At 36.4% G+C, this 13,935-nt stretch carries 15 protein-coding genes; all 15 read right to left on the reverse strand.

What is annotated here, in order from left to right; all coding sequences use genetic code 11:
• Positions 1–397: 397 nt before the first annotated feature.
• On the reverse strand, positions 398–886 hold the full coding sequence (locus tag DXN04_RS33640) for a hypothetical protein (RefSeq protein ID WP_147320151.1): 489 nt from the start codon (positions 884–886) through the stop codon (positions 398–400).
• A gap of 1,448 nt (positions 887–2,334) precedes the next feature.
• A complete protein-coding gene (locus DXN04_RS33655; protein ID WP_116857818.1) occupies positions 2,335–2,802 on the reverse strand; it encodes a hypothetical protein in 468 nt (155 codons plus the stop codon).
• A 299-nt stretch (positions 2,803–3,101) separates the two neighbouring features.
• On the reverse strand, positions 3,102–3,437 hold the full coding sequence (locus DXN04_RS33660) for a hypothetical protein (protein WP_116857819.1): 336 nt from the start codon (positions 3,435–3,437) through the stop codon (positions 3,102–3,104).
• A gap of 373 nt (positions 3,438–3,810) precedes the next feature.
• Complete coding sequence (locus DXN04_RS33665; RefSeq protein WP_147320152.1) at positions 3,811–4,113, reverse strand: hypothetical protein; 303 nt, start codon at positions 4,111–4,113, stop codon at positions 3,811–3,813.
• Complete coding sequence (locus tag DXN04_RS33670) at positions 4,113–4,820, reverse strand: polymorphic toxin type 50 domain-containing protein (RefSeq protein WP_116857821.1); 708 nt, start codon at positions 4,818–4,820, stop codon at positions 4,113–4,115. The genes DXN04_RS33665 and DXN04_RS33670 overlap by 1 nt, the downstream gene beginning before the upstream one ends.
• Positions 4,807–5,214 (reverse strand): RHS repeat-associated core domain-containing protein, encoded by a 408-nt coding sequence (locus DXN04_RS33675; protein WP_116857822.1) that lies wholly within the window; start codon positions 5,212–5,214, stop codon positions 4,807–4,809. Before DXN04_RS33675 ends, DXN04_RS33670 begins: the two co-directional genes overlap by 14 nt.
• 295 nt (positions 5,215–5,509) lie before the next feature.
• Positions 5,510–5,971, reverse strand: coding sequence for a hypothetical protein (locus DXN04_RS33680; RefSeq protein WP_116857823.1), 462 nt, complete (start codon positions 5,969–5,971; stop codon positions 5,510–5,512).
• Between the two features lie 20 nt (positions 5,972–5,991).
• Positions 5,992–7,179: an RHS repeat-associated core domain-containing protein gene (locus DXN04_RS33685; RefSeq protein WP_158569308.1), complete on the reverse strand. Its 1,188-nt coding sequence runs from the start codon at positions 7,177–7,179 to the stop codon at positions 5,992–5,994.
• 629 nt (positions 7,180–7,808) lie between these two features.
• The gene (locus tag DXN04_RS33690; protein WP_116857825.1) at positions 7,809–7,991 is read right to left on the reverse strand and encodes a transposase; all 183 of its coding nucleotides are present in this window, start codon (positions 7,989–7,991) and stop codon (positions 7,809–7,811) included.
• A gap of 86 nt (positions 7,992–8,077) precedes the next feature.
• Positions 8,078–8,539, reverse strand: coding sequence for a hypothetical protein (locus DXN04_RS33695; RefSeq protein WP_116857826.1), 462 nt, complete (start codon positions 8,537–8,539; stop codon positions 8,078–8,080).
• Between the two features lie 34 nt (positions 8,540–8,573).
• Complete coding sequence (locus tag DXN04_RS33700; RefSeq protein WP_116857827.1) at positions 8,574–10,103, reverse strand: RHS repeat-associated core domain-containing protein; 1,530 nt, start codon at positions 10,101–10,103, stop codon at positions 8,574–8,576.
• Between the two features lie 355 nt (positions 10,104–10,458).
• Positions 10,459–10,875: a DUF433 domain-containing protein gene (locus DXN04_RS33705; RefSeq protein WP_116857828.1), complete on the reverse strand. Its 417-nt coding sequence runs from the start codon at positions 10,873–10,875 to the stop codon at positions 10,459–10,461.
• Between the two features lie 409 nt (positions 10,876–11,284).
• Positions 11,285–11,794, reverse strand: coding sequence for a hypothetical protein (locus tag DXN04_RS35535; RefSeq protein ID WP_116857830.1), 510 nt, complete (start codon positions 11,792–11,794; stop codon positions 11,285–11,287).
• 1 nt (position 11,795) lies between these two features.
• The gene (locus DXN04_RS33725) at positions 11,796–12,140 is read right to left on the reverse strand and encodes a hypothetical protein (RefSeq protein ID WP_116857831.1); all 345 of its coding nucleotides are present in this window, start codon (positions 12,138–12,140) and stop codon (positions 11,796–11,798) included.
• A 722-nt stretch (positions 12,141–12,862) separates the two neighbouring features.
• On the reverse strand, positions 12,863–13,351 hold the full coding sequence (locus DXN04_RS33730; RefSeq protein ID WP_116857832.1) for a hypothetical protein: 489 nt from the start codon (positions 13,349–13,351) through the stop codon (positions 12,863–12,865).
• Between the last annotated feature and the right edge of the window lie 584 nt (positions 13,352–13,935).

Below are 13,935 nucleotides of genomic sequence, written 5' to 3' on the forward strand. Positions count from 1 at the left end.
GCATCCAAGGATAAAACCAGTACCCCAACTAAGAAAAACAAGGCACCTGAATTCAGAGAATCTGTGTAAAGTCCGACGACATGAATGGTTTCAACTTATCCTGAATCACTTTATTTCGTTCCAGACAGTGATATATCGGGTCAAAATTTTATCACTGTAAGTATCATCCTTCAATATTTCTTTTTCTATCATATAAAAATATTCATGCAAAGCAATTTTTACAGCATTAATCCAAATTTGTTCTTCAATGTGTATATTCTCAATAAATTTATCACTACGCTTATTTACGTAATTTAGAACAGTTGGATAAAAAGAAAGAACTACCTCCACTGTAGTAGATTAAATATAATAAAAATGGACAGCTACCGGAAAATTCCGGTAGTTGTCCATTAATCTATTAACGAATTAATTCCAACCAAAGATCATAGAATATATGCACCGCATCATGTATTCGATCTATTGAATCATATGATTTCTTTATAATGGACTTGGGATGTGGCATATATAAGGTGTCCTCATATGCGCACCCAATCATATTAGGAAAATCTGATTTACAAGGTTTAAATCTTGATAAGCTAAATTCATATACGGAATCTTTTTTTATCCCAAAATCATTTGCTGCTTCCGCCAATTGTCTCTTGGTATCAAACACATAAGCAAGAAACATAGTATCTCCTTTTGAATCAACTACTTCAAAATGCTTAATTGCATAATAGTATCGCCTTACCCCTATCCTCATTTTGAATGCAAAATCACCGTCTAATATAGTCTGCCCTTCTACATTTATGACTTTTGCATAGATAATTCTAACAGCAGATGACTGGCCGAAAAGATTGATAGAAAGTATTAAAAATATGACAATTAGAGAATAAGCCCTATTGCTCATTTGGTATGCTTTTTTCTTTAACGTTGATATAATTACCCACTTCAATTGAGATTATAATATTTTCATTTTTCGGATCACAATTTAAATTATTTTTAGGCCAATAGCTTTTATAATGCTGTTTTTTATCAATATTAGGTGCAATTGAAATCTGGTGTCCCACCGGTGCCCAAGTACTTTCTCATTTTCATTATAATAAATCCACTTTTTCTCAAACTGTTCAATATAATCTTTATAATTTAATTTATCTCCAAAGCTTTTCGCATAGGCCAGTTCGGAAATAACACGCTTCAATAAAGTTGCATAAACATAATCACTTTTTATCTTACTAAAATCCTCCAGGTCAAAACTCCCACTCTCCCAGGAATCAAAAATGTATTTGAGCTCCCCCCTATATTCGAATATCTTTTATTAAGGAATGAACCACTTTCATAATGGAAACTTTTAGTAAACTAGTAATGATGATAGTAAAGTTGGCTATTTTATCGGAAGCGGCAGATAGAAAGATCTTTAAGGACCCTACCATGTACATTGGATTAATGAAATTAACGGACTGCAAGTGAAGACCGAAACCGTGCCCTGTACGCAATCTATGGGTTGTTCAAAAACACCGAAACAAAAAGCATTTGCTAATAAATAAACCCAAGTCAATCAAAATTTGTTTTTATTTTTTGAATAAACTTCGTACCTATGATAAATTAAGCTTGATCATTCGTCTTAATTATAAAAGATAACTATCAATATAGCCATATGTCACCCAAAGAGCTCTCATTAAAAAAATCAAACTTTTTGTATCTAATTTTAGCAATAGCATTTACAGGAGTACTAATATACTTCGCTATTGGACCATATTATAAAACCAGGATTATTTTTAGCACAAACTTTCCTGCTGCATGCGTACTGATTGCTTTTTTTATGGCGGGGTGTATTTATAGCTGGTACAACTTTTTAAACAATAGAAGTACAATTAAACTAAACTCAGAAGGAATTAGTTATAAAAAAGACTTTTTACCATGGACTGTGATAAAAGTTTCAAGACTATCAATTATTTAAGTGATACTATGGATTCTTTGCAGCTAATTTTAACACTTTCTAATTCAACTAAAGAATACATCATTCCTCTTTTCGGATTCGATACTGACAAAGAACAAATAAGAAATTGCATCGCAACTTACTCTGGTCAGTCAATATTCGATGAAGGGCATCTTGATAAAAATTAAGTGGTCTGCACTTCTAGCACAGCCCCCTACTATTGGAACTATCTCCTCCCTTAGATACTATTCAGCAGTTTTGGACTTAACAACTTTTTTGGCCAACCTCACTGTCATTCTGATAGGTTCTTTATTATCGTATATTCCAACAAATAAACATTTCTCTATTCTGAAATATTTTCAAGCGGGTATTTATTCTTATGCCTTACCTATAATATTGCAAGATCATAGGTAATGATTTTAATTTCCTTCAGAAACTAATTTGGATGATACAAGCTTTCCTTGATCATACTCATCTATTTTCATAAGCTTACCTTGACTATCATAATATTTCCATGTCCCTGTTTTTATAGGCTTGAATTCTCTATTTTTTATCAGTCTACGATTTAATGTCACGGGATCAGTTGCCCATAAATTAACTGTGTCCTCCTTAATTGCATCCTGATAATTACCACTAAAAACAATTGCTTTGCTTTTCATTTTATACCTCTCAATGTACATTGCTCCTCTGCAGCTTTTAACAACCACTTTCAAATAAAAAGCTTCTCCCTCTTCTATAATAGTTGTGTCCAATGAAGTTTCTAGCAAAAATCCAGATCCGATTTCATCAAGGAATATATGTTGTGAACAGAGATTTTTTGCATTTTGAGCTCTTACCGAACCAACAGTCACCCCAAAAATTAAAAATAAGAACAGATTCTTTATCATATTTCTATAAAATTAAGCATTAACAATATATTACTAATATGAAACCCATCTAACATCTTGAATATTAATTCTGAAATAATATTAAGGCCTAAAAGTAGCAGTAATTTTTTGCACTTTATGCTCAGATTTGCCAGGAGTAACCGTAATTATCTGACTTTGTTTAACTCCATTCTGTATTAATCTGTGCACCATATAGTCGGCTCTTTTTTTCACCAATTCTCTGTATGTGATATTAGTTTCTGGAACAAGATTATCAAGTGTAGCATTCACTTCTATTAATACATATGCTTTTATAATCTTTATTTATCTTCTTTATTCCTTTTCCATTCAGGATTCTCCTCAAAATAATTACTTAATGTTTGAAGTAAAATCTTTTTTAGCTCATCTTCGGTTTCATCTTTATAGTAAATAGGAATATAGTCGGTCCAAAAAACATCCATTTCTATCTTTATTTTCCTTCTGAACCATAAAGTAATATTTAGAATTAAGTTGATGTTATAAGCTGAACTAAGACCAAATAAAAAACCTTCTATATATAGTTTATACGAATAATAACTCGTATCTCCATTAAGGACCATTAGTGGTCTTTCTTTAAGAACATTAATAAGCCCATCAATTGATGCTTGTACGTCCATAATTTTATTTTACAGTCATTATTTTACTTGCTCAAATATCAAATCATCAGCGTACTCAAACAACTGTTTATAGTTGTTCAGTGGCATTCCCGCTGCACCAGTCATTTTATCATAAACCATCCCACCGTTAATAACATTTACACTTTCATAGTTTATACAAATCTTCTATTCATTCATAATTCTCAGCTAATTCATGGAAAACTGTTGAAGTCCTTGGGGCTGTAAGAACTAAGGAACCAACAGGTGAAATATTTTCCACAAGAACAACCTTGGGATAATAACCACCTGGCCATCATATCCCTGCATTGGCCTAGAGTAGTTCTCATTATTAGAATCTCCGGCTTCAGATGGATTAATAATCGCTCTCAAGGAGTCATTCATATCGAGCATAGACCAATACACCTCTGCCCTCTATTTCTCTTGCCTCTTTATTGGTGACTTCGATCAAGGTCATTGACCCTTCAAAATCCAAGTCTGTAAAATCTCCTAGTATCTCACCTAGAGATTCATAATATAGCTCCTTTTCACTATCGGACAAGTCCCGATCTGTATAAACAGATAAAATAATCTTTCCTTCTCTATTCTCAATGAAAATAAATCGGACACAGCTTAATATATTAAACAGCAATGCACTTTGTGCAGACAATCTTAATTCAGTATATGTTAACGATTTCATTAGTATGTACCTTTATTAGGATTTACAGGAACCACTTTTGGGGCCTGAGGAGATTGAATCATAAATTCATTTGTCGGAACATTTATATCTGGCAAACCGTTAGGATTACCTATATTAACATACATACCGGTAACTTTATTTACTTGTATAGTAACAGTATTTCTATCTTGTCGTGCATCTTCACTAATCAATGTATATTGACCTTTATTGTATGCATCTAAAACTTTTTGTGCATCCTCCACCGAACTCAAATAGGACTTATCCGCTCCCGCAGAGCGCTCCAGATGCCTTTTCTGTTTCTGTTCGCTTATCTTCGAGGCAAATTTAAGAGTTCCTCGCGGAGCTGATCCATTGGAATACCACGCTTTTTCAGTCAATGGTCCGTACAATGCCGTATTATCCTGTATATGCACGGCCATGGAGAAAGCTTCTATACTATAAGACTGATCTTCACTATAAAAATTTTCTGTAAAGAAAGTCGCATCCATGTTTCTACGCATAGACTTAAATAACCACATGTTTTCCTCATTTCCCCGCCCCTTAGATCCCCTAAATCCAATATAGTAATCTTTATTAGTATTAGTATTAGTATAATGAACTACAGCACGTTCTGGTATTCTTAATTTATCAGCATTACTACGTACATCAAAAATCCCCATGGCTTTTGAAAACCAATTCTGCTCATAGAAGAACTTAATATCTGTCAACTTTTAAAGTTGTAGATCCATTCTTATTGAGAGTCATTGTATAGTGTAGCTCTTCATTACCATCTAAATCAACCGCCTGTACTAGTGTATTACCTGCAAACTGGTATGGTGTGTACCACGGAAAATCCTTAGTCAACGGATCTACACTCAAAAACTTCCCTAACCCCGGATTATACACCCTCATTCCATAATCCTGCTCATCCCCCTCACCCTTCACCTCATTATCATTCTCCTTCCCATTAAACCCATACCTATACCCCTTCGCTGCTATACCATAACTCACTCCACTTTCATTCCCAGGATCCGCACTCGTCTGATCTACAAAAAGCGTTGTAAACTCATCTGCTGTTCCACTTGAAAACTCCCCTTCAAAACTTATTGTCTGCGTAGCCATATAAGTTCCTGGAGTATTATTACTACGCTGAGTAAATCTAACACCCGTTCTCGTCCCGGCGTATGGTCGTGCTATCCGTTGGAGTTCAAAGGTTGTCAATGGAGCCGAAGTATCTCCGAGAGGGTCTGCATACTTTAATGGATTATTTAAAATATTCCATATAGACTTATATCAACTGAAGGCTTGGTATCTAAATTCCATCGTCTTCCAATTCGCGGATCATATTTCCAGAAATGATAATGTACCTATCAAAACGAGGCACATTATTGAAAGAAGAAATCTGGTTGAAGAGAACTCAATCAGCCGGAATATATCTTTCACTACAAAATTCAAGGAATTCAATTGAATTTCCTGGGGGAGGTTCTTCACCGGTAATGCAGGCTATTTTAGCATTTAGGTATTTTTTAACATCCTTAAATACTGCTATGCTTTGCGCTGAATCAACCTCTCTCCCAACAATTGATATTCCAAAAATCATCTTCCCGTCATTTGTATATGATAACGTTACTTGATTAATTACCGGATTTTCAACCACATTCTGCCAATATACTATGTATTCACAGTAGGAATTTTCTTCCATATAATTAAGTAATTCAGCATCTGAATAAAATATTATAGTTGGTTCAGAAGAATATTGAGGAACAGGATAATCATCCGCTAATTCTTCTTTTACAAAATCATAATTTGCAAATAAATCATAAACAAGTCTAGGAGACCTACTGTCAACTAAATAATAAGAATCAATATATTGTGGCATAAAATATAATTTTAAATTAACTATGGCATTGTACCTGCACTTATAAATTTACCACCAATCGTTTCATAATAAAAATACTGTTGTCCATCGATAATGGGTTGTGTTCTATTAACTATAGTTTTAACGCCATTTACTAGTTCACTTGATCTAAAAAAACCTCCTTCCCCAGCTGTGCGGATATTAGTAACTGCATTATTAAATAATCCTTGCAACTCGCTTGCCCTGGATTGAGCCCAATTAGGAAGCCCCAATTCTGCTGAATGTCTGGTATAACTATGCTGAAAAGCTCTTCTCTCAGCTTGTGTCATTGCTGACCATGGAACTGTATGCCCTACCATACCGCCAGCTATTGGCTCATATGTAAGGGTGCCATGCGCTACAACATTAGCATTTACACCTGCTGTCTGAAATGTTTTCTGAATATTCTCTTCTACCAAGTGATTTAAAATAGACTTCTCCGCAACAGAGTTTACATACTGAGCTGTTTTAGCCTCAACATATTCTGTTATTAGCTGTTTAGATAGGTTTCCAAGGCTTGCTCCAAAATATCCCATACTTAAAGCAAAACCAAAATCATTAGCGATTTCTGCTCCTTTTCCCGAACCTTCTAAAATGGCCGAGGAATAAAAATCAGAGGCTTTTGCACGGCTAAAATCAGCCTCTGAGTTGTACGCCGCATTAACAAATATTGTCTGTCCAAATGCACTCGCGGGATAATGCCCAATTATTCTATAAGGCCGATCATATTCTGATCTACCTTGTTCATCAACCTTTCCTGTTTCTTTTCCTTCGATCCAGCCGGTTACCTTTAATATCGTTTCTTTTCCAGACGCTGCCTTTAACCAGATAAATATGTAATGTACATCTTCTGTCCCATCCAAATCTATAGCTTGAATAGGAGTATTGCCTGAAAATTGATATGGTGAATAGTGCGCGAATTTCTTAGTCAACGGATCTATACTCAAAAATTTCCCTAACCCCGGATCATACATCCGCATCCCATAATCCTGCTCATTCGCCTCTCCCTTCACCTCATTATCATTCTCCTTCCCATTAAACTCATACCTATACCCCTTCGCAACTATACCATAACTTATTCCACTTTCAGTCCCAGGATCCGCACTCGTCTGATCTACAAAAAGCGTCGTAAACTCATCTGCTGTTCCACTTGAAAACTCCCCTTCAAAATTTATTATCTGCGTAGCCATATAAGTTCCCGGAGTATTATTACTACGCTGGGTAACTGTCAGGGTCGCAGGGATGGTATCTCCATTCATTACAACAGTACTACCCGCAACATTCTTCTCAAATTAATTTAAGTCGTCTGTACGTTTTGCTATTTTCCCCCACCAAGGTTTACCGAAAGTCCAAGTTTCCTTTGCCTTTTCATTTGTCAATAAAGAAATTTGCCAGGTATTGCTTTTAATCCGTTCTTCAACATCGTCTTCCTGATCTTAAAAACGCTCGTTTTAACGCCTTCCTGGTGAAGGGCTTTAAGGATCGATCCTTCGAGTACCGTTTCGACGCCTGTTCCCTTTAAAAATGCTTATTATCTGCTCCTCCAGCCTCTTGCTGTCAGCGTTTGATTGATAGGTGCTTTTTTTCTTCCACTCGTAATAACAACTTCGGCTTAATGACAACACATCGCAGAGCAATTGAAGCGGATATTGGCCTTTTAAAGTTTCAATAAATGCAAAAATCTTTACTGATTCCCCCGGCTGAAAATTCACAGGGCTTTTTTTAGGATATCGCGTTCCTGTTCTGTGCGACGTAATTCCGCCCTCAATTGCTCATTTTCCGATAATAAGTCTGGTTGGCCTGATACATCGTGGCCGCCTTATCTGGACATCTGCCTGGCCGCCATATCTGCATTCTTCCATTGATAGACAAGATTCTCCCCAATACCCATGGATTGGGCTATATCAGAAATAGAACGTCCTGAGTATAACATTTTAATCACTTCTGCCTTGAAAGAGGCATCATACTTCCTACGTGTCTTTTTTGTCTTTTTCGTTGTCATTGATTTGTAAAGTTAAGCAAATTGACTGTCCGGTTTTACTGGTGCATCTCACGGATCTCGTTAATTATGATGCAATTCCTTGATATCTAAAAAGTAGATAAGTTAATTGCTAAAGTATCTTTAAAGGTGCCAGAATATTCAGTCTTTCGTATCTGAATGTAAACATCTTCAGGGAAATCATGACTGCACAATTTTATACCTGGAGCTACAACTAAGTGATAAAGGGGATCTAATAAAATCCCTAATTCTGTTTTATCGTAAGCGTATAAACCTCTCTTGGCCATAAAAATAAAGTCCTCCAGATAACGTTCCATTTGCATGGGAGAATCAAATTTTCTAAAGTTCCCTAATCCAGGACTTATTATAATTTCATTGTCTTCTATCTCTGGTAGGGATCTAAAATAATGTGAAAGTAATTCATTGCCTTCCGGATCTATTGAGCACGGAACGGCTCCCCCTCCAGATGCAAAAAAAGCGATTTTATTTTCTATATCAATAGAAAACCAATCAATATCCTCTCCGCAAAAAGTTTCATTTGAATAGTTCATAATTATAAATTAGTACTTTACAAGATTATTATTCTTATTGATTTTGATTATTAAATACGATTCTCATTGAACTAGGCAATAGTGGCGGAGTAACAATATTAGTTGCCCCTTGGCTTACAGGGGGGAACATTGCCTGGCAATTAGCACACATTGGAATTATCTCTCCAGTTCGCGGCCTAATTGCGGGAGTAAATTGTAAATCTCCTAATCCATATTCCGGGTATTGAAGAAGTAATTCGTTACCTCCGTGAAATTCTGCACAACAGCCAATTGTATTGCCGGCTGCAGTCTTAGTTCCGACTCCTCCAATGTCATTTGCAGCCCCTTCTAATGCCGTTGCTATATTACCTGGAACTTTTCCGCTAGTTGCAATCGTACTCACGCCATTTGGCAATCTAACTCCGACAATTGTTGCTGGAGCTTTCTTTACAACCCTTAACTCTGCTGCATATTGTTCTACCTCGGCAGCAAGTTCTTGTAATTTACTCGGGGAACCCGCTTTTAATATTGGCAGACCAATATTAACGAGCGTATTTAATCCCGCACCAACTCTTTCTTTATAATTAGTAATACCTACATTATCTAAACCTCTAGCACTGTTTTTACCCTCAGATATTGTTGTATATGTAATCTTTGTGTCATTAAGCATTACATATGCTAGTCTGGAAAGAATCGCCCACGTATGAGTTGGCGATTTGCTATCATTCCAACTTCTCCATTTATCTGCCCAATTAGGCTTAGTTGCAGTAATAGTCCCAATCTTTTGTTGACGAATTACTTCATCGTTGGCTACTTTTAATTCAGCATGTCGCAACAATGCATGGGTTATCTGTTGATAATCGGTCTCTGCTCCATCAAGATCTATAGCTTGTATAGGTGTGTTTGTAGCAAATTGATACGGTGTTAGCTCAGAATAAGAATGCATCAACGGATCCAAACTCAAAAACTTCCCTAACCCCGGATCATACACCCTCATCCCATAATCCTGCTCATTCCCCTCTCCCTTCACCTCATTATCATTCTCCTTCCCATTAAACCCATACCTATACCCCTTCGCTGCTATACCATAACTTATTCCACTTTCAGTCCCTGGATCCGCACTCGTCTGATCTACAAAAAGCGTCGTAAACTCATCTGCTGTTCCACTTGAAAACTCCCCTTCAAAATTTATTATCTGCGTAGCCATATAAGTTCCCGGAGTATTATTACTACGCTGGGTAACTGTCAGGGTCGCAGGGATGGTATCTCCATTCATTACAACAGTACTACCCGCAACATTCTTTCCTGTGCCTATATGCCCTCCTCTTCCAGGCATCAACATACCAAAAGGATAGTATTCCTGGGCCGAGTTGATAACTGGATTATAACTGCTTATCCTCGAACTATCAAGGGGCACGCCAATCTTCCTGTCAGAAACCGTTGCAAGCACATTTCCCAGATGGTTCGTTAACTCAAAGAACTTCTTTCCTCTTGTAAATGTAATTTTTTCCCCGTAACCTAACCCTATAATACTAGTAGCCGGTGTGGGTATTGCATCCTGTACATTAGTTGCCAATGTTGTCATTCCTAAACGGCTGGAACCATACAAATTGGCTTCTATCTGACTTAACTGGCCACTATTAACTGATGTATCCCGATAAGTATAGGTACTCAGTATATTTCCCGTAGCATCGCGTACATAAAATGTCTGAACTGTATCCTTCGTCTTGCTGATCACTGACTTACTGATCCGGTTACCAGCTGCATCATAGGCATAGACGATAGAAGTGGTATCATGCTTATAAGTGTATTCTAAGGGCGTACTAATCGATAGACAGCTGGACAATATGCCAGCTGCCTAAAAATATTAAACCCGACTGTCAGATAAAATCTTAACTATTGCAACTAAAATATCAATTGCTTCAAAACTATAGTCGTCTTTATAATAACCATTTTTTTTCTACGGCTTCTGCTAGTACCCACCCCATGACTCCAAACTCATCATCCTCTAATTCCTCTTTAGTACCTAAATAGATCGTACCATTATTTTTAGAAATAGAAATACCATCTGATTCTATAAAATCATCCTGAATAGAATTCCATCCTTCACTAATACTTCGTAGTATACAGCCAACACAATAATGATCAGAAGGACTTTCAATTAACTTGCACTGTTTATTTTTACAATATAGTATTGCAGATTTCATTTCCTCCTTAGAAAGATCAAACTCATTAAGAAAAAAATTCATGTCATCTTTATAATAAGCAAATGAAACCACACTAAATACCGTCAATCCTCGACCTGTAATAACAGGTTGACCAAATCCTCTTTTTGCATTTCGTTCTACAAAATTCATAAATATTTATTTTGGATCAGCTAATGAAACTCTTTTACCTATATTTAAAATTGAAGGATTGATCTTTGCCTTTTCATCCAATTTTATCATTAAAGGAACAGTTCTTCAATAGTCATTCCACAAGAATTATCGGGGATCGTGCCTATGACAGTGATCCACCCAATGAAAAACTTGCGTTGAAAGGAATTGAGTTGATTGCTCCCCACAAGAATAACAGGGTAAAACCTGCTACTCAAGATGGAAGGCAACTAAGACGGTACAAGAAGATGGAAGATTGAACGATTCTTCACCGGACTCAATAAACTCAAACGAGTAATTACCCGTTATGATAGATTTATTGAGCATTACGAATCCTTTGTCCATCTCGCTTTTTTTAAATTATTCCCAGCAGGTATTTATGAAATCAGTTCTAATATATTTTTAGATGTTTTTGGTAAATCTCAATTACAAGATGATTATTCTGAGCAAAGAATTCAAATGCTTCAAAAGACTTTAACCTCTGTTTCCGATCGTACGACATCCTTGGAATCCACTTTGGCATTCGAGCTATCGATCCTTTTATTCGTTTAGCCATTTCTGCCCACTCTTCATCCGATTCCCAATATGTATGTGCCACGCTTACATTTCCACATGAATCAATATTAATACCAACAATTAATCCGTAGATTTTTTTATTGTCGGATTTCAGAATTGGTAATTTTAAATTCCGTTTTAAATAGGTTATCAGAGAGTCCGTTCCTCCTGGAAAAGCAGGAGGAATATCTGGATTAATGATTCCTGGATCTATACCAACCACAGAGCCTGGCCCATCCGATTCTGCTGAAATTACCGGTAAATCCGGCATTCCTGGAATAACCTGCGCTTGTATTGTTATACAACATATACATTCCAAAAATATAGTCAAAATTAAAAATCTCATATTATCCTTTTTTTGCTGAAATATTCACAGATGGTTTAAAGGTTTTTAGAGTTGGCTGAATACCTGGAGCATCATCTCTATTCACCTTTAAATTACCTGTATGAGTTTTGTCCTTTAAATACCTAGGGGTACCATCCCTGCCAATTTTAAGAAATCCAACTTTTAAATGAAGGTTCTGAGTGATTTCCCCTGTCGGATTATCGGCAGTTTCACCTATCCCTAAGCCGTATTCTGGATAGTTATCAAAAGTTGACTTATCGCCATTCAGGAAGAATTTAATTCGTTTCCCGGAAAGTTCATTCAATGCCTGGCCCATTATATATCCTTCTGGCCTTGAACCTGCCATACAGCCTGTTCTTGCTCATTGCGGCAATATTGCCATTAAATAAACGCCTTAGTACCAACACCAGCAGCAAACTGTGTAACTGATGAATTTACTGTCTTGTAATCACTATTGTCATAATAATGGTTAGCAACCAACTATGTCTTTGGCAATCTGGCTTCCGGAAGCTACATCCCCGCATAATCGAAGGATGATGTGCAAGCAGTACTATTGATGCCTTTTAACCAGCCCTCAAGGGTATAAACATTTTCCAGGCCCTGAACCTGCTTTTGGCCTATTACGGTACGGGCAAGAGCCCATGCCTATAATATTGATAATAGGCCTCATTTTACAAGAAAAAGCTATCATGACTGGTTTCAACGAATCCGTAATCAAAGGTTTAAGTGGAATTTGTAAACTTTGAGGGACTTGTCATTAAATTGAAAAAGGTGAGCTAAGAAGTCGTTGGGGGGAAAAATCAATTCCCCAATCTTTACATATGGATAAACTAATTATTGATTCTTAAATAGGAACAGCCAGGTTAAATAATCCGGCTGTTCCCATTTAGATGATTTGGAAATATTGTAGACTCATATGCCCAACAATCGAAAATAATAAACAATATAACTTTAATGTACTATTTTCAATAACGCACAGATTACTACTCAATTTCCAACTATTAACAGTCATTGAAATATCAGGTCTTCATTAGGCGGATAAAGACCATTGAACATTCTCAAGTAAAATCAAAACAATCCTGGCGGCAAATTGCCACATCGCTTCCGTATTATTTTAAGATAGCTTGAATCAAAAGTAAGCTCCACAGGATGATCCAAATGAGGAGATAAGTCCAATAATTTACCTACCTGCAAATCAAGATTTAGTACACCTGCTATAGAACTATCACCGTTCTTCACAAAATAAATCTGAATTCCAATTGATGGGTCGTCGGCATCAGCTGGGTCATTAATATGTATTCTATAATCCGACAGCTTATACTTACCATCTGGCTTGTAACTGCTTGTTTGAAACATTAAATTTAGTGCCTCATCACAATCAGTGACCGGGTGGTTACCTGGCTGATCGTCTGTAACATTCGGCTTTGTAGGAACGGAATCAATCTGAGTTGCTGCGATAGGCACGCTATCATTTACCACATCAGCTTTTTTATCTTTGGGCATTTCATTACATGCCCAAACACCAACGAAAAAAAATAGAAACCAATATTTACTCATAACAATTTATAATTTAGACCAGTAGATGTTTTATATACATTTGTATCAATATTAGTACGGCCTTCAGTATCGAATCGACTATTCTTGTATTCATCTTCATCACATTAGTTCTGCAATTATCCTGCGCAGCTTTTTCTGCAACCCCCAACGTGCTCAGTTACCATTATAACGTTGGATATACTCAACTTTATACATCATAGCAACTTCTACTGATGGGAAAATAATAAAGTGTTTAGGATGATCGGTCACCTGTGCAATTTATAACATATTTTAATCTACCTGGAGCGCAAGTATTATAGTCAACCATATACTTTTTATCGTCAAAATATACACTAGTATAAAACCCCGGCGGTTCGCTCATGCTCCTTTTGGAAAGCAGAGTATGTATATCTACTTATGCGCAGCAGATTCTGACATGTATCAAGGTACACTGTCAGGCATTAAACTTCGTTAAGTTCCTAACGGTTCATTCATCTTCAAAGAAATCATCTTTTATCTTCGAGTAACGACATAATTTTGTCAACCTTCTTTTTCAATTCTTCATTCTCTTCTTTTAACCTCTCGTTACTTTTATGCTCCTCAAT

Origin of the sequence: Chitinophaga silvisoli, assembly GCF_003412465.1 — a bacterium.
GTDB lineage: Bacteria > Bacteroidota > Bacteroidia > Chitinophagales > Chitinophagaceae > Chitinophaga > Chitinophaga silvisoli.